Origin of the sequence: Jeongeupia sp. USM3 (assembly GCF_001808185.1) — a bacterium.
In the GTDB taxonomy this organism is placed as follows: Bacteria; Pseudomonadota; Gammaproteobacteria; order Burkholderiales; family Chitinibacteraceae; genus Jeongeupia.
The window spans coordinates 560,966-582,214 of record NZ_CP017668.1; the positions used below are offsets into that span (position 1 = coordinate 560,966).

Annotated in this window: 20 protein-coding genes; 12 read left to right on the forward strand and 8 right to left on the reverse strand. The window is 68.0% G+C overall.

Annotation, left to right across the window (positions count from 1 at the left end; genetic code table 11):
• Positions 1–30 precede the first annotated feature (30 nt).
• The 3 genes from BJP62_RS02495 (at position 31) to acnA (ending at position 4,202) form a co-directional block, all read left to right on the forward strand.
• The gene (locus BJP62_RS02495; protein WP_070526147.1) at positions 31–951 is read left to right on the forward strand and encodes a transcriptional regulator GcvA; all 921 of its coding nucleotides are present in this window, start codon (positions 31–33) and stop codon (positions 949–951) included.
• A complete protein-coding gene (locus BJP62_RS02500; RefSeq protein ID WP_070526148.1) occupies positions 948–1,265 on the forward strand; it encodes a hypothetical protein in 318 nt (105 codons plus the stop codon). Before BJP62_RS02495 ends, BJP62_RS02500 begins: the two co-directional genes overlap by 4 nt.
• Positions 1,266–1,391: 126 nt before the next feature.
• A complete protein-coding gene (gene acnA, locus BJP62_RS02505) occupies positions 1,392–4,202 on the forward strand; it encodes an aconitate hydratase AcnA (RefSeq protein WP_070526150.1) in 2,811 nt (936 codons plus the stop codon).
• A 1-nt stretch (position 4,203) separates the two neighbouring features.
• Here acnA and BJP62_RS02510 read toward each other — a convergent pair whose 3' ends face one another.
• Positions 4,204–5,052 carry a DMT family transporter gene (locus BJP62_RS02510; RefSeq protein WP_070526152.1) on the reverse strand — a complete coding sequence of 283 codons (849 nt, stop codon included), beginning with the start codon at positions 5,050–5,052 and terminating at the stop codon, positions 4,204–4,206.
• The gene (locus BJP62_RS02515) at positions 5,033–5,770 is read right to left on the reverse strand and encodes a Mut7-C RNAse domain-containing protein (RefSeq protein ID WP_070526154.1); all 738 of its coding nucleotides are present in this window, start codon (positions 5,768–5,770) and stop codon (positions 5,033–5,035) included. Before BJP62_RS02515 ends, BJP62_RS02510 begins: the two co-directional genes overlap by 20 nt.
• A 121-nt stretch (positions 5,771–5,891) precedes the next feature.
• Between BJP62_RS02515 and BJP62_RS02520 the strand changes: the two genes are divergently transcribed.
• Positions 5,892–7,070: a PQQ-dependent sugar dehydrogenase gene (locus BJP62_RS02520; RefSeq protein ID WP_236943646.1), complete on the forward strand. Its 1,179-nt coding sequence runs from the start codon at positions 5,892–5,894 to the stop codon at positions 7,068–7,070.
• A gap of 29 nt (positions 7,071–7,099) precedes the next feature.
• Here BJP62_RS02520 and BJP62_RS02525 read toward each other — a convergent pair whose 3' ends face one another.
• Positions 7,100–7,558, reverse strand: coding sequence for a cupin domain-containing protein (locus tag BJP62_RS02525; protein ID WP_070526156.1), 459 nt, complete (start codon positions 7,556–7,558; stop codon positions 7,100–7,102).
• A 163-nt stretch (positions 7,559–7,721) separates the two neighbouring features.
• Here BJP62_RS02525 and BJP62_RS02530 point away from each other — a divergent pair, with 163 nt between their 5' ends.
• Genes BJP62_RS02530 through BJP62_RS02540 form a run of 3 tightly spaced genes read left to right on the forward strand, consistent with a single transcriptional unit; the run spans position 7,722 to position 9,878 of the window.
• Positions 7,722–8,183 (forward strand): VOC family protein, encoded by a 462-nt coding sequence (locus tag BJP62_RS02530; RefSeq protein ID WP_070526158.1) that lies wholly within the window; start codon positions 7,722–7,724, stop codon positions 8,181–8,183.
• A 50-nt stretch (positions 8,184–8,233) separates the two neighbouring features.
• Positions 8,234–8,542: a GIY-YIG nuclease family protein gene (locus BJP62_RS02535; RefSeq protein ID WP_070526160.1), complete on the forward strand. Its 309-nt coding sequence runs from the start codon at positions 8,234–8,236 to the stop codon at positions 8,540–8,542.
• Between the two features lie 4 nt (positions 8,543–8,546).
• The gene (locus BJP62_RS02540) at positions 8,547–9,878 is read left to right on the forward strand and encodes an MFS transporter (RefSeq protein WP_070526161.1); all 1,332 of its coding nucleotides are present in this window, start codon (positions 8,547–8,549) and stop codon (positions 9,876–9,878) included.
• A gap of 67 nt (positions 9,879–9,945) precedes the next feature.
• Here BJP62_RS02540 and BJP62_RS02545 read toward each other — a convergent pair whose 3' ends face one another.
• Positions 9,946–10,416, reverse strand: a complete 471-nt coding sequence (locus BJP62_RS02545) for a WbuC family cupin fold metalloprotein (protein WP_070526163.1) — start codon at positions 10,414–10,416, stop codon at positions 9,946–9,948.
• A 183-nt stretch (positions 10,417–10,599) separates the two neighbouring features.
• On the opposite strand from BJP62_RS02545, the gene BJP62_RS02550 reads away from it, so the two are divergent.
• Complete coding sequence (locus BJP62_RS02550) at positions 10,600–11,964, forward strand: MATE family efflux transporter (protein WP_070526165.1); 1,365 nt, start codon at positions 10,600–10,602, stop codon at positions 11,962–11,964.
• Between the two features lie 12 nt (positions 11,965–11,976).
• On the opposite strand, the gene BJP62_RS02555 is transcribed toward BJP62_RS02550, so the two are convergent.
• Positions 11,977–13,326: a DUF1214 domain-containing protein gene (locus BJP62_RS02555; RefSeq protein ID WP_205700948.1), complete on the reverse strand. Its 1,350-nt coding sequence runs from the start codon at positions 13,324–13,326 to the stop codon at positions 11,977–11,979.
• Positions 13,327–13,646: 320 nt separating this feature from the next.
• Between BJP62_RS02555 and BJP62_RS02560 the strand changes: the two genes are divergently transcribed.
• The 4 genes from BJP62_RS02560 to BJP62_RS02575 all read left to right on the forward strand — a co-directional run bounded on the left by BJP62_RS02560 (position 13,647) and on the right by BJP62_RS02575 (position 17,887).
• Complete coding sequence (locus BJP62_RS02560; RefSeq protein ID WP_070526166.1) at positions 13,647–14,870, forward strand: MFS transporter; 1,224 nt, start codon at positions 13,647–13,649, stop codon at positions 14,868–14,870.
• Positions 14,871–14,897: 27 nt separating this feature from the next.
• Positions 14,898–16,829: a bifunctional tRNA (5-methylaminomethyl-2-thiouridine)(34)-methyltransferase MnmD/FAD-dependent 5-carboxymethylaminomethyl-2-thiouridine(34) oxidoreductase MnmC gene (mnmC, locus tag BJP62_RS02565; RefSeq protein WP_070526168.1), complete on the forward strand. Its 1,932-nt coding sequence runs from the start codon at positions 14,898–14,900 to the stop codon at positions 16,827–16,829.
• 418 nt (positions 16,830–17,247) lie between these two features.
• On the forward strand, positions 17,248–17,535 hold the full coding sequence (locus tag BJP62_RS02570; protein WP_070526169.1) for a DUF2917 domain-containing protein: 288 nt from the start codon (positions 17,248–17,250) through the stop codon (positions 17,533–17,535).
• A gap of 73 nt (positions 17,536–17,608) precedes the next feature.
• Positions 17,609–17,887, forward strand: coding sequence for a hypothetical protein (locus BJP62_RS02575; RefSeq protein ID WP_070526171.1), 279 nt, complete (start codon positions 17,609–17,611; stop codon positions 17,885–17,887).
• Positions 17,888–17,891: 4 nt separating this feature from the next.
• Here BJP62_RS02575 and BJP62_RS02580 read toward each other — a convergent pair whose 3' ends face one another.
• The 3 genes from BJP62_RS02580 to eno all read right to left on the reverse strand — a co-directional run bounded on the left by BJP62_RS02580 (position 17,892) and on the right by eno (position 21,190).
• The gene (locus BJP62_RS02580) at positions 17,892–19,370 is read right to left on the reverse strand and encodes a PLP-dependent aminotransferase family protein (protein WP_070526173.1); all 1,479 of its coding nucleotides are present in this window, start codon (positions 19,368–19,370) and stop codon (positions 17,892–17,894) included.
• 105 nt (positions 19,371–19,475) lie between these two features.
• Positions 19,476–19,799 carry a cell division protein FtsB gene (ftsB, locus tag BJP62_RS02585; RefSeq protein WP_070526174.1) on the reverse strand — a complete coding sequence of 108 codons (324 nt, stop codon included), beginning with the start codon at positions 19,797–19,799 and terminating at the stop codon, positions 19,476–19,478.
• A 95-nt stretch (positions 19,800–19,894) separates the two neighbouring features.
• Complete coding sequence (eno, locus tag BJP62_RS02590; protein ID WP_070526176.1) at positions 19,895–21,190, reverse strand: phosphopyruvate hydratase; 1,296 nt, start codon at positions 21,188–21,190, stop codon at positions 19,895–19,897.
• Between the last annotated feature and the right edge of the window lie 59 nt (positions 21,191–21,249).

The window sequence follows — 21,249 nt, forward strand, 5'->3', positions numbered from 1 at the left end:
GCCACATCGCCTGTGAGATATACTCACACGATGAGCCAGACCCTTCCGCCGCTGAACGCCCTGCGCATTTTCGAAGCCGCCGCCCGGCTGGAAAGCTTTTCCGCCGCCGCCAACGAGCTGTTCGTCACGCACGGCGCTGTGAGCAAGCAGATCAAGCAACTCGAGGAATGGCTATCGGTGCAGCTGTTCGAGCGCGCCGGCGGCCGGGTCAGGCTGACCGATGCCGGCTGGCGCTATCTGGTGCAGGTGCAGGACGGTTTCGACATCATCGCCAATGCCACTCAGCAATTGATGCAACCGAACCGCCAGCGTCGACTGGTGATCAACTCCACGCCGACGCTGGCGATGTACTGGCTGCTGCCGCATCTGGCACAGTTCCAGCGCGAGCACCCGGACGTCGAGCTGCGGCTGATGACGTCGGACCGCGACATCAGCCGGCTCGATACACCGTTCGACGTCGCGATCCGCCGCGGCCCCGGCGACTGGCCCGGCTATGTCAGCAAGCCCTTCCTCGACGAATGGGAGCTGCCTCTGTGCAGCCCGGCGCTGCTCGAGCGCCAGCCGATCCGCACGCCCGCCGATCTGGCCGGCCACACGCTGCTGTATGCCGACACGCGCCCGACCGCATGGCAGCGCTGGTTCACGCTGGCCGGCGTTCCGGACCTCAAGCCCGCGGCCACGCAGCAGTTCGACCACTTCTACCTGGCGCTGCAGGCGGCGATGGACGGCCTCGGTGTCACACTCGGACCGTTGCCGATGATGCAGGCCGAACTCGACAACGGCAGCCTGATCGCACCGCTTGCGGCGCCGATCGTCCCGGTGCGCGGCTATTGCTGGATTGCACCGCGAACGGCGATGAACGATCCGATGACCAACGCCTTTTGCCAGTGGCTCGAGCGCTCGACCGAAGGGTTCAAGGGCGTGACTTCAAACTCGGGCGGCCGCAAATGACGCCGCAGACATGGACGCGGATCGGCATCGTGATCGTCGGACTGGCGTTCGGTTACTGTCTTTATCAATTTGCGTTTTTCGTGCTTACCGTCGGCCTGGCAAACCCGAGACTGCCACGCTTCTACTACGAGCTCTCCATCCTGCTCCAGTTCGTGCCACTGCTGGGCAGCGTGCTTGGCTGGCTGTGCTGGCTGCTCAACGCCGAGCGCAAGGGATTGTGGCTGGCCATCCTGGCGGCGGCGTGGGTCGCGCTGAGCATCCCCGCGCTTCAGGCGGCGCTCCCCTACCTGCCGCCGGGCCCGCCGCGCCACTGAACCGGCGCCCGCCGGCTGGCGTACCTTGCTCCGGCGTCCCGATCTGCGAAGATGAATGCGATCACGTGAACGGCCGGCCCCGCACGCGGTCGGACTGTTTATCGACCCCGCAGACGGAGCCCCGCCATGCTGCATACGCTGAAGTCGCTCGCCCTCGCCAACGGCGAAACGCTGGATTACTACAGCCTGCCCGCGCTCGAAGCCGCCGGCGTCGGCCCGGTGTCGCGGCTGCCGGTGTCAATCCGGCTGGTGCTCGAATCGGTGCTGCGCAACTGCGACGGCAAGAAGGTCACCATTGACCACGTCCGGCAACTGGCCAACTGGCAGCCGCAGGGCGAACGGGTCGATGAGATTCCGTTCATCGTCGCCCGCGTGGTGCTGCAGGACTTCACCGGCGTACCGCTGCTCGCCGATCTGGCCGCGATGCGCAGCGCCGTCGAAGCGCTCGGTCGCGACCCCGCGCTGATCGAGCCGCTGGTGCCGGTCGACCTCGTCGTCGACCACTCGGTGCAGGTCGACGTGTTCGGCCGGCCCGATGCGCTGCAGCGGAACATGGAGTTCGAGTTCGCCCGCAACGGCGAGCGCTACCGCTTCATGAAATGGGGAATGCAGGCGTTCGACACCTTCAAGGTCGTGCCGCCGGGCATCGGCATCGTCCACCAGGTCAACCTCGAATACCTGTTCCGTGGCGTGCAGATCCGCGACGGCGTCGCCTTCCCCGATACGCTGGTCGGCACCGACAGCCACACGACGATGATCAACGCGGTCGGCGCCGTCGGCTGGGGTGTTGGCGGCATCGAGGCCGAGGCCGGCATGCTCGGCCAGCCGGTGTACTTCCTGACGCCGGACGTGATCGGCGTCGAACTCAAGGGCCGGCTGCGCGACGGCGTGACCGCAACCGATCTGGTGCTGACCGTCACCGAGCTGCTGCGGCGCGAAAAGGTGGTCGGCAAGTTCGTTGAATTCTTCGGCGACGGCACGGCCAGCCTGACGGTGCCCGACCGGGCGACGATCGCGAACATGGCGCCCGAGTACGGCGCGACGATGGGTTTCTTTCCGGTCGACGAACAGACGATCGCCTACCTGCGCGGCACCGGCCGGCTCGACAGCGAAATCGAGGCGTTCGAGGCCTACTTCAGGACGCAGCAGCTGTTCGGTATACCCAAGGCCGGCGACATCGACTACACCCGCACGCTGACGCTCGACCTCGCCGGCATCGTCCCCAGCCTGGCCGGACCGAAGCGCCCGCAGGACCGGATCGCGCTGCCGGCGATGCGCGAGACGTTTGAGACGCTGTTCTCGACACCGGTCGGCGACAACGGTTTCGGCAAGCCGGCGGCCGAGCTGGCTCGGCGCTACCCGGTCGGGCAGGAAAGCAGCTGCAGCACCGTCGACGGCCAGCAGTTCGACCACACCGGTTCGGCGCGCAACGTCGTCGAGATGGCCGACAACCGCCCGTCGCCGGACCGCATCGACGACCGCCACGACAGCGGCATCGACCTCGGCCACGGCGACGTGCTGATCGCGGCGATCACCAGTTGCACCAACACGTCGAACCCCGGCGTGCTGCTCGCGGCGGGGCTGCTGGCGCGCAAGGCCGTCGCCCATGGTTTGCGCGTCAAGCCACACATCAAGACCAGCCTCGCGCCGGGATCGCGCGTCGTCACCGAGTACTTGGAAAAAACCGGCCTGCTCGAGCCGCTGGCGCAGCTCGGCTTCGCGCTGGCCGGCTACGGCTGCACCACCTGTATCGGCAACTCGGGCGACCTGACGCCCGAGCTCAACGCGGCGATCGCCGAGAACGACGTCATTGCCGCGGCGGTGCTGTCGGGCAACCGCAATTTCGAGGCGCGCATCCATCCGAACATCCGCGCCAACTACCTTGCCAGCCCGCCGCTGGTCGTCGCCTTCGCGCTTGCCGGCCGGGTCGACATCGACCTCGAGTCCGAACCGCTCGGCATCGGCAACGAGGGCGAGCCGGTCTATCTGCGCGACGTCTGGCCCGCGGCCGACGAGATCGCCGCGCTGCTGCCGACGGCACTCGACCCGGCGGTCTTCCGCCGGCTCTATGCCGACTTCACCAAAGATCTCGAGCTGTGGAACGCGATCCCCGCGCCATCCGGCCAGGTCTATTCGTGGCCGGCATCGACCTACATCGCCCGGCCGCCGTTCTTCGACGGCTTCGCGATGCAGCCCGGCACCGTCAGCGACATCCACGGCGCCCGGGCGCTGTTGGTCCTTGGCGATTCGGTCACTACCGACCACATCAGCCCGGCCGGTTCGTTCGGCGAGAAGACGCCGGCCGGCCAGTACCTGATCGCGCACGGCGTGCCGCGCGCCGACTTCAACAGCTACGGCAGCCGGCGCGGCAACCACGACATCATGATCCGCGGCACCTTCGCCAATGTACGGATCAGGAACCTGATGCTGCCGGCGAAGGCCGACGGCAGCCGGACCGAGGGCGGGTACACGCTGCTTGATGGCGCGCAGGCGACGGTGTTCGACGCCGCGCAGGCGCATCTGGCCGCCGGCACGCCGACCGTCGTGTTCGCCGGCGACGAGTACGGCACCGGATCAAGCCGCGACTGGGCCGCCAAGGGCACGCAACTGCTCGGCGTGAAGGCAGTGATCGCGCGCAGCTTCGAGCGCATCCACCGCAGCAACCTTGTTGGCATGGGCGTGCTGCCCTTGCAGTTCAGCGGCAACGACAGCGCCGCAACGCTGCAACTGGTCGGCGACGAGACTTTCGACATCGTCGGCATCGACGGCGGGCTGAAGCCGCAGCAAGACCTGACCTTGCGCATCACCGGCACCGACGGCAAGGCACGCGACATCGCCGTGCGCTGCCGGATCGATACGCCGATCGAGGTCGACTACTACCGGCACGGCGGGATCCTGCCCTATGTGTTGCGCGAGCTGCTGGTGGGCACGCGCTGAGTCAGGCCGGGCGCTTCGCCCGCAGCACCAGCGCGATGCCGCCGAGGATCGCCGCAGAGGCCAGCACCAGCCTCAGCGACAACGGCTCGCCGAGCAGCAGCACGCCGGCAGCGGCAACGATCACCGGCACGCTCAGTTGCACCGCTGCGGCGCCGGAGGCGCTCAGGCCGCGCAGCGCGGCGTACCAGACCGCGTAACCGCAACCCGAGGCAAGCGCCCCCGACAGCACCGCGAAGACGACGCCGTCCAGGCCCGCCGGCCGCACCGACCACGCCAGCAACGGCAGTGCCAGCGGCACGGCACGCGCGAAGTTGCCGGCGGTTTCGCCGAGCGGATCGGTCGAACCGCGGCCGCGCAGCGAGTAAACGCCCCAGGCCATGCCGGCGCCGACCATCAGCGCCGCACTCGCCGGTGGCGGCGCCGACAGCCCCGGCAGCAGCAGCACGACGAGTCCAGCCATTGCCATGGCGAGCCCGGAACACTGCCCGCCATTCATCCGTTCTCCGCCCCACCAGCCGACGCCGACCATCGTCGCCTGTACCGCAGCGAACAGCAGCAAGGCGCCGGTGGCCGCGGTCAGCCCCAGATACGCGAACGAGAACATTGCCGCGTAGGCCAGCAGCGCCAGCGCCGATCGCCAGTTGCCTGCGGCCCTGCCGCCACGGATCAGCACGATCAGCCAGAGCACCAGCGCGCCGGAAACAAGGCGGATCACGGTGAAGCTGGCCGCGTCGATCGCGGCGTCGCGCAGCGCCAGCCGGCACAGGATCGAGTTGCCGGCAAAGGCCAGCATCGCCAGCGCGGTCAGCACGGCAATCCGCCCCGCCACCTCAGCACCCCAGCGTTTCAAGCAGCGCCCGCATCCGCAGCCAGTGCGAGCCTTCCCAGTAGACGCGCCGGCACACGTCGCAGGTGCTGAAGCGCGTGTGCTGCTCGCGCACCGCCGGCGGCAGGCGCTCGACCACGTCGGCCTTGGCGATCGCGCGCAGCGGTGCATTGCACGTCAGGCAGCGCGTGAACGGCTGGGCGCTGCCGGCCAGGTCGAGCCGGTCGACGACCTCGCGCAACTGCTGTGGCGGCTTGAGCGCGCGCACGTAGCAGCCGTGCGTGATCGTGCGCCGCTTGAGCAGCTCGCGGTCCCGCGTCAGCACGATGCGCCGCTCCACCCCGGCCAGCCTTTCGATCTCGTCGTCGGCGAAATGGTTGTCGTACAGGGTGTCGAAGCCGGCCATGCGCAGCAGCCGTGCCAGCCCGCCGAGATGCGCGTCGGCAACGAAGCGCGTCACCCGCAACGGGTGTTCGCGCACGCGCAGCAGCGGCGAGACGTCGAGCGACTCGAACTTCGGGTAGACCGCCACCCTGTCGCCGTCGTCGAGCACCCGCTCGAAGCCGACCGACTCGCCATTCACCAGTACCAGCTCGACCTCGGTATGCGGCACGCCGAGCGCCTCGATCATGTGCTTGGCCGTTGCCGCCCGCGCCAGCACGCAGGTGAATTCGCACCGGCGCCGTTCGGGCGCGATGAAGTCGTTAAGCTCCTCGTAGAAGCGGAAAATCGCCGTACTCATGCCGGAAGTATTGCACCCGGCCATGCCCGCCGCGGTACCGGTCGACGAAACAGCCGACGGCGGATACCCGCATCGCCGCGCCGCCCGCTATGCTGGGGAGCCCAACCCCCGGAATCCGGCCATGATCCAGCCTGCTGTACCACGCCATGCGGCGATGCCCCACCGGATCGGCAGCGTTCTGCGCGCGGCCGGCATTGCGCTGGCCGGGCTGGTGCTGGCCGGCGGGGTCCGGGCTGCGGTGCCGGTCAGTACCTCCGGCGCTTGGGCCACGACGACCGTCGCTCGCGGGCTCGAGCACCCGTGGGGGCTCGCCTTCCTGCCCGACGGCCGGATGCTTGTGACCGAGCGCCCCGGCCGCTTGCGCATCGTCTCGGCCGCCGGCGAGCTCTCCGCACCCGTCGCCGGCGTTCCCGGCGTGTATGCAACCGGCCAGGGCGGGCTGCTCGATGTCGCGACCGACCCGAAGTTTGCCGACAACCGCCTCGTCTACCTGAGCTACGCCGAGGCGGGCAGTGGCGGCCGCGCCGGCACGGCGGTTGCGCGAGCGCGGCTGGCCGAGGCGGACGGCAAGGCCAGCCTGGCCGGACTGCAGGTGATCTTCCGCCAGCAGCCCAAGGTCGACGGCAGCGCGCACTTCGGTTCGCGCCTGGTGTTTGCGCGAGACGGCACGCTGTTCATCACACTCGGCGAGCGCTACCAGCGCGACCGCGCGCAGGATCTCGGCACGCATCTGGGCAAGGTCGTCCGGATCCGGCCTGACGGCAGCCTGCCGGCCGACAACCCCTTTGCCGGCCGCAAGGACGTGTTGCCGGAAATCTGGAGCTACGGACACCGCAACCCGCAGGGCGCGGCGATCAATCCCGCCAGCGGCCGGCTCTGGACGGTCGAACACGGCGCACGCGGCGGCGACGAGATCAACATCCCGCAAGCCGGCGCCAACTACGGCTGGCCGGTGATCACCTACGGGCGCGACTACAACTTCATGAAAATCGGCGAGGGAACGAGCAAGCCCGGCATGGAACAGCCCGTCTACCACTGGGACCCGTCGATCGCGCCGTCGGGCATGGCGTTCTATACCGGCACGCGCTACCCGGGCTGGGCCGGCAGCGTTTTCGTCGGCGCACTCAAGGACACGATGCTGGTGCGGCTGGCGCTATCCGGCGACCGGGTCGTTGCCGAGGAACGGCTGCTGCAGGGCGAAAAGCGCCGCATCCGCGACGTGCGCCAGGGGCCGGACGGCTGGCTCTACCTGCTGACCGACGAGGGCGACGGCGAAATCCTGCGCCTGCACCGCCGGTAGCGCTGCGCCCATCCGCGTCGCACCGGCGCCTACTTGCCTTCGGGCTTGTCCGCCGGATCGAGGTAATGGATGTCGAACGGCCCTTCGCCTTCGATCTGGATGACGCCCCGGGTCCTGGCCACCGCATAGTGATGGACCTCGGCCGGCAGGTAACGGTAGCCGCCGGCCTTGAGTTCGTGCGCCTTTGCCTTGTCGATCCTGTCGCCAAGGCCGAGATGGAAAGAGCCCGAAATCACCGTCACGCTTTCGGCCCGCGAGTGCCGGTGCGGCGGCACCTTGTAGCCCGCCGGCACGCTCAGGCGAATCGTGAACGGCCCGGACTTGGCCGGATCGCCACGCAGCACGGCCAGTTTGGCGCCCTTGGGCAGGGTCGGCGGCGCGGCCTGCCAGATGAGCTGCCCGGGGTTGAGGAAGACCGCATCGTCAGCCCACAGCGGCGACGCGATCAGGGCGACAAGGATCGCCAGCGCTGGACATTGCGGTTTCATGACGCCTCCTGTCGGCGGAAAACGGCGAATCGGCTCGCCAGATTCAACGGTAGCCGCCCCTTTCCTTCGGCCCTCCGGCAATACGGCGCCGCGTCGATGAACGGACGCACCCGTCGCGCCACAGGCGGTCTATCGTGGAGCGTCACCTCCGCCGGAGTCCCCCATGCCTGTCCCGCCGATTCCCGCCGAATACACGGCAGTCACACCCTATCTGATCGTCGACGACGGTCACGCCGCGCTCGATTTCTACAAGGCCGCATTCGGCGCCACCGAGGCGATGCGCTTCGAAGGCGCCGGCGGCAGCATCGGCCACGCCGAGCTGCGCATCAACGGCCAGCCGCTGATGCTGGCGAGCGAACACCCCGAGTACGAGGCCCACAGCCCGCAGACCGTCGGCGGCACGCCGGTGGGGCTGCTGCTCTATGTCGAAGACGTCGACGCGACCATCGCACGTGCCGTCGGGCTCGGCGCGGTCGTGACGCGGCCGGCGGCCGACCAGTTCTACGGCGACCGCAGCGGCACCATCGTCGATCCCTTCGGGCACCGCTGGTACATCTCGTCGCAACGCGAACGGCTGTCGGCCGAGGAAATGCACGCGCGCGCCAGGGCGCAAGACATGGAATAGCGCCCGCGCCGGCGGGTACAATCGTCCGCTTCCGCATCCCGGCCGCTTCCATGTCCTGGTACGTCTACCTGATCGAGTGTGCCAACGGCCATCTCTATACCGGCATCAGCAACGACGTCGTCGCGCGCTTTTGCACCCACCTTGCCGGCAAGGGCGCGCGTTACACCCGCGCCAATCCGCCTAGGCGGCTCGCAGCCGTGATCCCGCACGCCGACCGCGCCAGCGCCAGCCGCGAAGAACACGCAGTCAAGCAACTATCTGCGGTGCAGAAGCGCGCCCTGTGCGCGCAGTATCCGGTACCGGCCGACTTGCTGGCCGCACTGCCGGCACACGCCGGCAGCACCCCGTCACCCGGTTGAGCCCATGGAAGCCCGCACCCACATCACCCGCCACTACCGCGGCCTGCCCTGGCTCGTCGCCATCGCGATGTTCATGCAGATGCTGGACGTCACCATCCTCAATACCGCGATCCCGGCCATGGCGGCGCAACTGGGCACCAGCCCGTTCTCGCTGCATGCGGTCATCCTCGCCTATGGGCTGGCCGTCGCCGTCTGCACGCCGGCATCGGGCTGGCTGGCCGACCGCTTCGGCAGCCGCCGGGTGTTCGCCGGCTCCTTGCTGCTGTTCACCGCCGCCTCGCTGGCGGCCGGCTTCTCGCAAAGCTTGGGCTTTCTCGTCGTCGTGCGCGTGCTGCAGGGCGCCGGCGCGGCGCTGATGATGCCGGTGGGGCTGGCGACGATCCTGCATCACTACCCGCGCGAACGTTACCTGCGGGTGATGAACTACGTGACCATCCCCGGTCTGGTCGGCCCGCTGCTGGGCCCCCTGCTCGGCGGCTGGCTGGCCGAATACGCATCGTGGCGCTGGATTTTCTTCATCAATGTCCCGGTCGGCGTGCTCGGGCTGCTGCTGATCCGGCGCTGCATGCCCGACTACCGGCACAGCGACGCCAAGCGTTTCGATACGCTCGGCTTCCTGCTGTTTGCCGGCGGCATCGCCGTGCTGACGACCGCGCTCGATGCGCTCGGCCAGAAGGCCTTGCCGGTTTCGCTGGCCTTGCCGCTCGCGCTGGCGGCGCTGATTCCGCTCTGGCTGTGCACCCGCCACTTCGGCCGGCATCCGGCGCCGCTATTCTCGCCGGCGCTGTGGCAACAGGGCGGATACCGCGCCGGCATCCTCGCGACGCTGCTCGGCCGGCTTGGCACCGGTGCGGTGCCGCTCCTTGTGCCGCTGCAGCTGCAGCTGGCGCTCGGCTTCAGCCCGACCAAGGCCGGGCTGTACATCGGTGTCGCGTCGATCGGCGCGATCGGTGCCAAACCGCTGATGCCCGCGCTGATCCGCCTATTCGGCCGGGCACGGCTGCTGACAGCAACCAATATCCTGCTCGCGCTGGCGACCTGGGCCTTCGGCTGGCTGAAGCCGGACAGCGCCGGCGTGCAGATCGTCGCGCTGCTGTTGCTCAACGGCGCGCTGAATTCGACCCAGTACACGGTGCTGAATGCCGCGACGGTGACCGAACTGCCCCCGAGAACACCAATATGGGCAACACCGGCTGGATCACCGCGATGCAGTTGTCGATGGCCTTCGGCGTTGCCGTCGGCAGCCTGCTGCTGGCGGCGCTGGCGCCGGCCGGCATCGGTGGCGAAGCCTTGCTGCCGGCGTTTCACTGGACCTTCGCCGCGCTCGCCCTGCTGACCTTGCTCGCGGTCTGGTTCGGCCGCGCGGTGCGCGAGGCCGACCGCTAGCGGACAGCGCAAAGGCGCTACGCCAGCACGTCACCCGGCCGGGCACTCGCATAGCGCGCAATCAGCCCGGCAACGCCCGCCTCGCCCTCGGCCGGCGACCAGGCGGCATAGTCCTCCGGCGGGATCGCCGCATACGGGCCGTGCTTGACCTCGAAGATCACCCCGCCCTCGTCGAGCGACAGCACCGCATGCCAGACGCCGGCCGGCGTCTCCACCACCGCGACACCGTCGCCGAGCACCGCGCGGTCGATGACCGTACCGGCGGCGTCGAAATGCAGCACGACAAAGCGGCCACGCAGCGGATACAGCAGCTCCCAGGTGTGCGGATGCCGGTGCGGCCGCACATAGGTATCGGGCTCCATTGCAATCGCCAGCCGCTGGACCGGATCGGCCAGCACCGGATGCAGGTTGTGGTTGGCACGTCGGCGCGGCGATTGCGCGGCCTGCGCCGCCAGCGCGTCCAGCGTCACGGTGTCGATCTGTTTCATGGCCGGGCTCCGGTGCGGAAAAGCGGCGAGCATGCCGCAAAGCACGATACGCCACCAGCACGAGCCGTGGTTGCTTCATCGCCCTGACCGGCTCCTGAACCACCAAAACTCCAATTCAAACCGGTTTGAATTGCGCCGGAGAATTGCGCAGAATGGCGGAAACCACCCGGAAAACCAGCCGCCATGCATCCCGCCCCGCAGCGCCCCACCCTGTTCCAGCTCGCCTGGCCGCTGTTCCTCGAGCAGTTGCTGCACATGCTGGTCGGCATGATCGGCGTTTTCATGGTCAGCCACATCGGCGACAGCGCCGTCGCCGGCCTGTCGGCGGCCAACCAGGTCGTCTCGCTGTGCATCATGGTGTTCGGTTTCGTTGCCATCGGCGGCAGCGTCGTCCTGACCCACCACATCGGCGCCGGCGACCGGCAGGGCACCCGCAGCGTTGCCGTTGCCGCGATCGCGGTCAACGCCTGGCTCGGCCTCGCACTCGGCATCGTCGTCGCCGTGCTGGCCGACCCGCTGCTGCGGGCGATGCAGCTTTCCGACGCGCTGCGCGGTTACGCCCGCCCCTATCTCGTCATCGTCGGCGCCAGCCTGTGCCTAGAGGCGGTCAACCTGTCGGTATCGGCCGTGCTGCGCGCGCACGGCCATAGCCGGACGGCGATGTGGGTGAGCCTGGCGCAGAACGTCGTCAGTGCCTGCGGCAATGCGGTCCTGCTGTTCGGCCTGCTCGGCGCGCCGGTGCTGGGCGTCGAGGGTGTCGCCTACGCCACCGTGCTGGGACGCATCGTCGCGCTGCTGGCACTGATCCTGCTGCTGGGTCGTGCGCTGGGCTGGCATCCGCAGCTGCGCGAGCTGCTCGTCGTTCCGGCCGACGTCTTGCGGCGCATCCTGCACATCGGCCTGCCGGCCGCCGGCGAGAAGGTCAGCTGGTATCTGGCCTTTATGACGATCACCGCGCTCAGCGCGCGGCTTGGCGATACGACGCTGGCCACGCAGACCTACGCGATGCAGCTGGTGCACATCGTCGTGCTGACCAGCGTCGCGATCGGCCTCGCGACCGAGATCCTCATCGGCCAGCTCGTCGGCGCCGGCGAGTTCGACGCCGCCTACCGGCAGGTGCTGCAGAGCCTGAAGCTGGGCTGGTTGTTCGCCGGCAGCATGGCGCTGCTGGTCGCGCTGGCCGCGCCGTGGCTGCTCGGCCTGTTCACCGCCGATGCGGCGATCATCGCCACCGGCACGGTGCTGATGTACATCGGCATCGTGCTCGAGCCGGGGCGCGTTGCCAACCTGGTCGCCATCAACGCGCTGCGCGCGGCCGGCGACGTACGGTACCCGGTCGTCGTCGGCATGCTGTCGATGTGGACCATTCTCGTCGGCGGCGCGTGGCTGCTCGGTACGGCGCTCGGCCTCGGGCTGGCCGGCGTCTGGCTGGCGATGCTCTGCGACGAATGGCTGCGCGGCGTGCTGATGTACCGGCGCTGGCAGCAGCGTGGCTGGCTGGTGCAGGCGGGCGCCATCCACCGACGCCTCCGCCCGCAGCCTTGCTGACCGTCGTCCCGATCAGTCGGTTGCCACCCGCTCCGCGTATCCGGCTGCACGCGCCGCCAGCTGCTGCTGGCGCTCTGCCGGCGTCACGTAGCGCGTCCCTGCGGGCAGGTAGTGCGGCAGTTCCGCCAGCCTGACGACGCGGGTGGCGATGGCCGGGCCGCCGCTGGCCGGCGGCGTCGCCGGCAGGTTCTGCCAGCGCGGCATCAGCGTGCCTTCGTGCAGCCCCGCGGTGTCGAGCCAGTTGTGCACGCCGGGATCGCGCGGCGAGATCACGAAGGTGTAGCCGCCATCGGCATCGGCAACCGCCTGCGCATGGTTCAGGCTGACCTGGCGGCGATCCGGCTCGACGCTGACCGTCCACGGGTCGGTCAGCGGCAGCACGAAGTAGCCGGCACCGCCGGTGTTGACCGTGACCAGCAGCGCCTCGTCGTCGGTCAGGCGGAAATGCCCGAAGCTGCTGGCCTGCGTCACCAGCGTGCCGAGCGTGGCCGACGAGCTCGGCTGCGGCAGCGTGTTCACCGGGTTGGCATAGGTCTTCAGCCCCAGCGTGCCGACCGCGTAGGCCAGTGTCGATTCGTTCAGATTGGTCCGGACGTCGGCGACGATGTCCGCGTCGCTCTTCACCGGGCGCGGTGGCGCATCGAGGCGGGTGACGCTGAGCGCGTCGGCCGTCTCCGCGGCCCAGTCGCCGAGGTTGTTGCGCACGAAGAGCTGCTTCGCCTCGGCGGTCGACCGGATGTGGTTGACCCGGCCGTTGGCCGGCTGGCTGTCGACCGTGATGGTGAAACTGCCGTCGCCGGCCACGACCAGGTCCTTGCCGCTCAGCACGGCAATGCTCTGCTGGTAGTTCGGGTTGCTGATCAGCGAGAACGTCACGTCGCTCGGCCCGCTGCCGCGGCGCTGGCCGCGGATCACGTAGCGCGAGTCGCCGTCGACCGGAATGGTCCGGTAGATGTTGTCCGGGTTGTCGTACGAATAGCGCCCGCCCGGCACCGTGAGGCCGAACCAGTCGCGCGGCGGCGCATTCAGCCAGTAGACCTTCGGATACGCCGGATCGTTGTTCACCGCCTTCTGGATGGCGCTGAACACCAGCTCGTCGATCGCCTCGTCGAGCCGCGCGCCGGCCTCTCTGCTGATTGGCGCACCGTGGGCTGCCGCGTACGCCGAAGCCAGCTGCGCGCGCTGCAGCAAGAAGGGATTGCGCTTGCTGATCTGGATCGCCCGGGCGTCGAGCGCCTGCTGCTCGGGCGTCGCCAGCACCGAGGCGGCACTGACCTGGCCGGCGAGCAGCAGCGCGGCCAGACCGGGCAGCAGGCCGGCGTGTCTGAACGACGAAAGCGTTTGTGAACGGCTGGACGGCATACATTCCTCCTTGTCTGTAAATGAACGACAAGGATAGGAAGCCGCCAAATAGACCCGCAAAGAATATGCAATCCACTCAATATGAAATTCGGCGCTATTTGCCGTCAGGCCATGCCTTGCGTTTCATCCGCCAGCGCAAATGCAGCGCAGCACTGCATTTGCGCCAAACAGCACCGCAGCGGCGGCGTAAGCATGGGCCGGCGGCGGCGCTTGGCCGACGTTGCCCGACCCCGCCCGAAGTGTCGCAACGGCGGTAATCCTCCATCGCGCATTCCGTCGTCATCGGTCAGACTGGCGGGTTGATTCCCCGAAGTCCGCCCATGACCGCCCAGCCCATCTCCCGACTCACCTGGCGAACGATGCTGTTCCCGATCTCGCTGGTGCTGTTCGAGTTTTCGACCTACATCGCCAACGACATGATCCTGCCGGGCATGCTGCAGGTCGTACACGAGTTCAACGCGCCGTCGTCGCTGGTGCCGACGGCGCTGGCGGCCTACCTTGCCGGCGGCGCGGCGCTGCAATGGCTGCTCGGGCCGCTGTCGGACCGGATCGGCCGGCGGCCGCTGATGCTGTTCGGCGTCTCGGCCTTCATCGTGCTGCTGTTGCTGACGCTGCCGACCAGCTCGATCGGCCAGTTCATGGTGCTGCGTTTCTTCCAGGGCATGGGGCTGTGCTTCGTCACCGCGATCGGTTACGCGTCGATCCAGGAAGCGTTTTCCGAAACGGCGGCCGTGCGGGTGATGGCGCTGATGGCCAATGTCGCGCTACTGGCCCCCCTGGTCGGGCCGGTGGCCGGCGCGGCGCTGATCGAGGTCGCGCCGTGGCGGATGATTTTCGTACTCATCGCGATCACGACATCGATCTCGCTGTTCGGCCTGTGGCGCACGATGCCCGAAACCGCCAAGCTGCGCGGCACACCGTTCAGCATCCGCAGCATCGCCGGCGACTACCGCAAGGTGTTCGGCAACCGGCGCTTCGTTTGCGGCGCACTCGCGATCGGCGCGGCCAGCCTGCCGATCCTGACCTGGATCGGCCAGGCGCCAGTAATCCTGATGGAGCGCGCGCACATGACGCCGCTGACCTTCGGCCTGTGGCAGATCCCGGTATTTGCGGCGCTGATCCTCGGCAACATCACGCTGGCCCGCGTGGCGGACCGGGTGCCGATCCACCGGATGATCGGCTTCGGCCTGATCCCGGCACTGACCGGCCTGAGCGTCTCCGCCGCTGCCATGCTGGTCGACAGCAACGCGATCGCCTGGCTGGTCGCCGGCATCAGCCTCTACGCCTTCGGTGTCGGGCTGGCCAACGCAGCGCTGTACCGGCTGACGCTGTTCTCGAGCAGCGTCAGCAAGGGCACCGTCGCCGCCTCGCTCGGCATGATCACGATGGTGTTCTTTACGATCGGCATCGAGATCGTCCGGCTGGGCTACGACGGCGGCGGCAACGTCTGGTTTGCCTGCGCCAACCTCGTCGCCGGCATCGGCTTCTGGCTGCTAGTACGCCGTTTCCTCTCCGGACACGACGTCCCCGTCGCAGGCACGTAGAATCGCGACTTTGCCCGGAAGCCACCCTTGCCCGCCCGCATCACGCCCGCCCGGCTCGCCTTCAACGAACACGGCATCCCGTTCTCGAACGAGTTCGACGACGCCTACCACTCGCCCGATGGCGGCATCGGCCAGGCCGAACATGTCTTCCTGAACGGTAACGACCTGCCGGCGCGCTGGCAGGGCCGGGACATGTTCACCATCGTCGAAACCGGCTTCGGGCAGGGGCTGAACTTTCTGGTGACCTGGGCCGCATGGCGGGCCGACCCGGCCGCGGGCCGGCGGCTGCATTTCGCCTCGGTCGAGCGCCACCCCTTCGGTCGCGACGACCTGGCGGCCCTGCTCGCCCGCCTCCCGCAATTCGGCGAACTGGCCGCACAGCTCGTCGAACGCTGGCCCGACCTCACGCCCGGCTTTCACCGGCTGGCGCTCGACGAAGGCCGGATCACGCTGACGCTGCTGTTCGGCGATGCGCTCGACGTGCTGCCCGAGCTCGACGCCTGTGCCGACGCGATCTATCTCGACGGCTTCTCGCCGGCCAAGAACCCCGAACTGTGGTCGCCCGAGGTCTTCAGGCAGCTGTGGCGGCTCAGTCATCCCGGCACCACACTGGCGACCTACACCGCCGCCGGCACGGTGCGGCGCAGCCTGAACGAATGCGGTTTCGCCGTCGAAAGGGCCAAGGGTTACGGCAGCAAGTGGCACATGCTGCGCGGCGGCGTTGCCCGCGCACCGCGGCAGGCCCGCAGCGCCAGCACCGCCAGGCATGCGCTGATCGTCGGCGCCGGGCTCGCCGGCTGCGCCACCGCCGAGCGGCTGGCCGCACGCGGCTGGTGCATCGACCTCGTCGACAGCGCGCCGGCACCGGCCACGCAATCGTCGGGCAACCCCGCCGGCCTGATGCACGCCTACGTCTCGCAGGACGACAACCTGCTGTCCCGCCTCAGCCGTGCCGGCAACGCAGCGACGCTGGCAAAGCTGGCCGAACTCGCCGGAGCCGGGCTGACCGTGCCGCACGGCGTCGACGGCATCCTGCAGGTCGCGCGCGACGATGCGCAGGAAGCGCTGCAGCGCAAAATCGCCGAGGCCGGCACCTGCCACGGCCTGCAATTCTGGTCCGCCGACGATGCGCGGTCCCGGCTCGGGCTGCGGCCGGCGCGCGGCGGCTGGTGGTTCGAGCGCGGCGCCTGGATCAATCCGCCGGCCTACTGCGCCGCACTGCTCGCGCGCCACGCCGATCGCATCCGTTTCCGGCCCGACACGCCGATCGTCCGGCTCGCGCGCGACGAGGCGACGCAGCAGTGGCAGGCGTTCGACGCACAGGATCGCCTTGTCGGCACCGCACCGGTCGTGATCCTCGCCAACGCCAGCGCCGCACGCGCGCTGGCACAAGGGTCCGAGCTGCCGCTGTGGAGCGTCGCCCGCGTCGCCAGCCGGCTCGCCGCCGATGCATTGCCGTTGCCCGCGGCAGGCATCGCCGGCGCCGGCTACGTCACCGGCGCCCACGCCGGCGAACGGGTCATCGGCGCAGCCGCCTACGGCGGTGATCTGGCCGCCGCCGGTGACGACAACCGCAAGGCGCTGATGGCGCTACTCCCCGACGCCGGACTCGCCGACGACATTGCACTGACCCACCGGCTCTGCCAGCGCCCCGCCTCGCCAGACCGGCTGCCGCTGGTCGGCGCCCTGCCGGAACGCTGGCACGCGGGCTACCCGCGCTGCCACCAGCCGCAGCAGATCCCGCGCCAGCCGGGGCTGTACGGCGTACTCGGCTTCGGCGCGCGCGGCCTGAGCTGGGCAACACTGATGGGCGAGCTGCTCGCCAGCCAGCTCGACGGCGAACCGCTGCCGCTCGAGAAGTCGCTCGTCCGTGCCGTCGACCCCGCCCGCTTCCTGTTGCGCGCACTGCGCCGCGGCGAGGCTTACCAGCCACCGCTTTCGGGCAGCGACGACGACTGAACCGGTGGCGACCAAACAGCTTGCCATCGGCATGGGCATTACAATCAGCACCGGCTGACCCGCTGCACCATCACAGTACCGAACGGCTGCGTCTGACGCCGCGACAGGTGCCGCCGTAGCATCGTCTTAGAACCTGTTTACGATCTTTTCACGACCGCGTTCCGGGCAGTGCCGGGGGTGGGCAAGGCGTGAACCGCGCCGCGGTACGAGTACCGCAAGCGGTTTGCAACGCAGTCCGCCGCCGGCAATGCCCGGAACCCGAAGGGCCGATCCGGAAAAAACGCATCCACTGCGTTGTGCTCCTTGCCAATAACTGGTTATTGCCCGCGTCGCACGCCTTGTGGCTGCGTTTTTTCCGGATCGGCGCGGCCGTGAAAAGATCGTAAACAGGTTCTTATGGTTACGACAGGAGACGACGATGAAGACCCTGACACTCGAATCCGGCCAGTTGCACAGGCTGGTGCTCACACCGGGGCGGGCGCTGCGCTGCACCGCCGGCAGCCTCTGGCTGACGCTGGACGGCGAGGACGTCACGCTCAGGCAGGGCGAGCAGTGGACCGCGCCGGTGCGCGGCACCGCACTGGTCGAAGCCATCTCGGTGCAGGCCAGGCTGCAGCTCTCGGCCCGCTCGGGCTGGCTCGCCCGGCTGACCCGGCATCGCCAGCCGACGTTCGGCGCCCCGCTGTCACTGAAGTGGCGGTTGTAAGTATCTAGAGTGAATCATGGCAGTACCCCTCGGGGGCCGGCGGCTGTGCCGGGCGACTGCCGGGAGGTCCGCCATGATTCGCCCCCCACGCCTCGCGGCGCTCGCGCTTGCCACCAGCCTGTTCAGCCCGTACACCGCCGGCGGGCTGATCGAGAACATCAGCACGCTGCGCATGGTGCTCGACTCGGTCTGCGGTCAGCGTTTCGACGTGATCTGGATCGACGAAACCCGCTCCAACCAGCCCTGCCTGATGTCGTACTCGCCGTTCTGCGACGAGGTCCAGCACAGCGGCCCGACCAGCTGCATGGTCGTGATGCACGTCGACGACGGCAACCCGAGCAGCGAGAACTGAGCGTTCACACGGTGGTGGCGATCTGCGGCACCGGGCGGATCAGCGTCTGGCACAGCTCGCCCAGCCGCTGGATCGCGCGCTCGTGCCTTGTCGTCCATGGCTCGACGCAGCAGATGCGCAGGCAGTTGCGGTAGCTGTGGCTGGGCGAGAACAGCTCGCCCGGCGCAAAGCTGATCCCTTCCGCCAGCGACAGCCGCAACAGTTCGCGCGTGTCGACACACTCGGGCAACTCGACCCACAGCACATAGCCGCCCTGCGGCACGTTCAGCCGCGTGTCCTTCGGAAAGAAACGCCGGATTGCCGATACCGCCCCGTCGACCTGCTCGGCCACGGCACGCCGCAACCGGCGCAGGTGGTGGTCGTAGCCGCCGTTCTCGAGAAAGCGCGCGATCGTCTGCTGCAGGGCCAGCGGCGTCGAATAGGTGTTGATGAACTTGAGCTTCTCGAGCTCGCGCCGCCAGCGCCCGGCGACGACCCAGCCGACGCGCATCCCCGGCGCCAGCGCCTTGGTGAACGACGAGCACAGCATCACATTGCCGTCGCGATCAAAGGCCTTGGCCGGGCGCGGGCGACTGCCGTGGTGGAAGAATTCACCGTACAGGTCATCCTCGATCAGCGGAATGCTGCGGCTCGCGAGCAGTTCGACCAGCCGCTTCTTGTTCTCGTCCGGCATCACGCTGCCGAGCGGATTCGAGAAGCTAGGGATCAGCAGGCAGGCCTTGACCCGACCGTCGCGCGTCGCAAGTTCGAGCGCCTCGATCGAAATCCCGTTCTGCGGATGCGTCGGGATTTCCAGCGCCTTGAGCTGGAAGCTCTCGAGGATCTGCAGCAGGCCGAAATAGGCCGGCGATTCGATCGCGACGACATCGCCCGGCGACGTCACCGCACGCAGGCACAGGTTGATCGCCTCGAGACAGCCATTGGTGATCAGCACGTCGTCGGCCTCGAACTGGCCGCCCCAGGCGATCGAGCGGCGGGCGATGTGCCGGCGCAGCTCGATGTCGCCGGCCGGCTTGCCGTAATCGGCCAGCACCCTCGGCTGGTAGCGCGTCGTCTGCGCCAGTAGCCGTTGCAGTTGCTGGGTCGGGTACAGCTCGGGGGACAGGATCGCAAGGCCGAAATCGACGCGGATCGACTGGTTCTCGTTGACCTGGTAGGGCCAGAGCACCGGCGCGGTGACGACCTCTCGCGGCTCGGTCGGCGGCTGCGTCAGCGCCGGCGCCACGAAGGCCGGATGCAGCGCCCTGACGTAAAAACCGCTCTGCGGCCGAGCCTCGATCAGCCCGCGCGCTTCGAGCTCGCGGTACGCCTCCATCACCGTCGACAGGCTGATCTGGCGCTGTGCCGAAAGGCGGCGGATCGACGGCAACCGCTCGCCGGCCTTCAGCACCCCGGCCGCAATCGCCTGCGCCATTTCCTCGGCCAGCTGGAAATACAGGGTATCGGACTTGCGCTTTGCAGCGGGAGAAACCGGCGTTGCCATCATGCACCTCATCGTCGATGAGATACCAATATACAGTCAGGCCGTTACAGTTGTGAATATTTGTTTATTAAACCACGACAGCAGCACAATTCGAGCGAAATGCGCTCAGGGTGCCGACGCGATCTGGCTGGCAATCGACGGGCCGCTGGCCGGCTTGCGGCGATCGAGCACCTGGAAGAACACCTCGTCCTGGCGGATCATGCCCAGCTCGTTGCGGGCACGCTCCTCGATTGCATCGGTACCGGACTTGAGGTCGGCGACTTCGGCGTCGAGCGCGGCATTGCGCTCCTTCAGCCGCTCGTTCTGGGCGCGCTTGGCGACGAGCTCGTTGTCGAGCTGCCAGACGCGCAACCAGCTACCCTTGCCGATCCACAACGGCCACTGCAACAGGGCGATCAACAAGGCAAGGACGATGGCAAGCAGGCGCATGGGTGAGTGCGGGAGAAACCGGGTTGGAACCAAAGAAAAACCGGGGCCGAACCCCGGTTTTCCATCTTACTACATGTTTGCAGCGTTTTAGGCGCTTACTTCTTGAGCTGGTAGAACGCACCACGGCCCGGGTACACCGCTGCATCGCCGAGCTCTTCCTCGATACGGAGCAGCTGGTTGTACTTGGCGATACGGTCCGAACGCGACAGCGAGCCGGTCTTGATCTGCATGCAGTTGGTTGCAACGGCCAGATCGGCAATGGTCGAATCTTCGGTTTCGCCCGAACGGTGCGACATGACCGAGGTGTAGCCGTTGCGCTTGGCCAGATCGACCGCAGCGAGCGTTTCCGACAGCGAACCGATCTGGTTGACCTTGATCAGGATCGAGTTGCAGATGCCCTTGGCGATGCCTTCGGCGAGGATCTTGGTGTTGGTGACGAACAGGTCGTCGCCGACGAGCTGGACGCGGTCGCCCAGGCGGTCGGTCAGCACCTTCCAGCCGTCCCAGTCCCGCTCGCCCATGCCGTCCTCGATCGAGATGATCGGGTACTTGTTGACGAGGCTCTCGAGGTAGTCGACCTGCTGTTCGCTGGTCAGTGCGCGCTGGTCGCTCTTCTTGTAAACGTACTTGCCGGTGGCCTTGTCGAAGAATTCCGACGCGGCGCAGTCCAGCGCAATGGCGATGTCTTCGCCCGGCTTGTAGCCGGCCTTGTGGATGGCGGCCAGGATCAGGTCCAGTGCTTCTTCGGCATTGGCCACGTCCGGCGCGAAACCGCCTTCGTCACCCACCTGGGTCGGCAGGTGCTTGTCGTGCAGGATCTTCTTCAGGTTGTGGAAGATCTCGGCGCCGTAGCGCAGCGCTTCGCGGAAGGTCGGTGCGCCGACCGGAACGATCATCAGTTCCTGGAAGTCGAGGCTGTTCGACGCGTGCTCGCCACCGTTGACGACGTTCATCATCGGCACCGGCAGGCTCATCGGGCCCGAACCGCCGATGTAGCGGTACAGCGGCAGGCCCGATTCTTCGGCTGCAGCCTTGGCAACGGCCATCGACACGGCGAGGATGGCGTTGGCGCCCAGCTTGCTCTTGTCCTCGGTACCGTCGAGTTCGAGCATGGTCTTGTCGATGAATGCCTGGTCGGCGGCATCGAGGCCGATGATCGCTTCGACGATCTCGGTATTGATGTTCTCGACGGCCTTGAGCACGCCCTTGCCGAGGTAGCGATACTTGTCGTTGTCGCGCAGTTCGAGCGCTTCGCGCTCGCCGGTCGACGCGCCGGACGGCACGGCGGCACGGCCCATCACACCGGATTCGAGCAGGACGTCTGCTTCGACGGTCGGGTTGCCGCGGGAGTCGAGAATCTCGCGGGCGATCACTTCAACGATTGCGCTCATTGATGCTTTCCTTTGTTGATGATGACGTTTGTAGAACAGACCAGCGCCGATACTGCCGG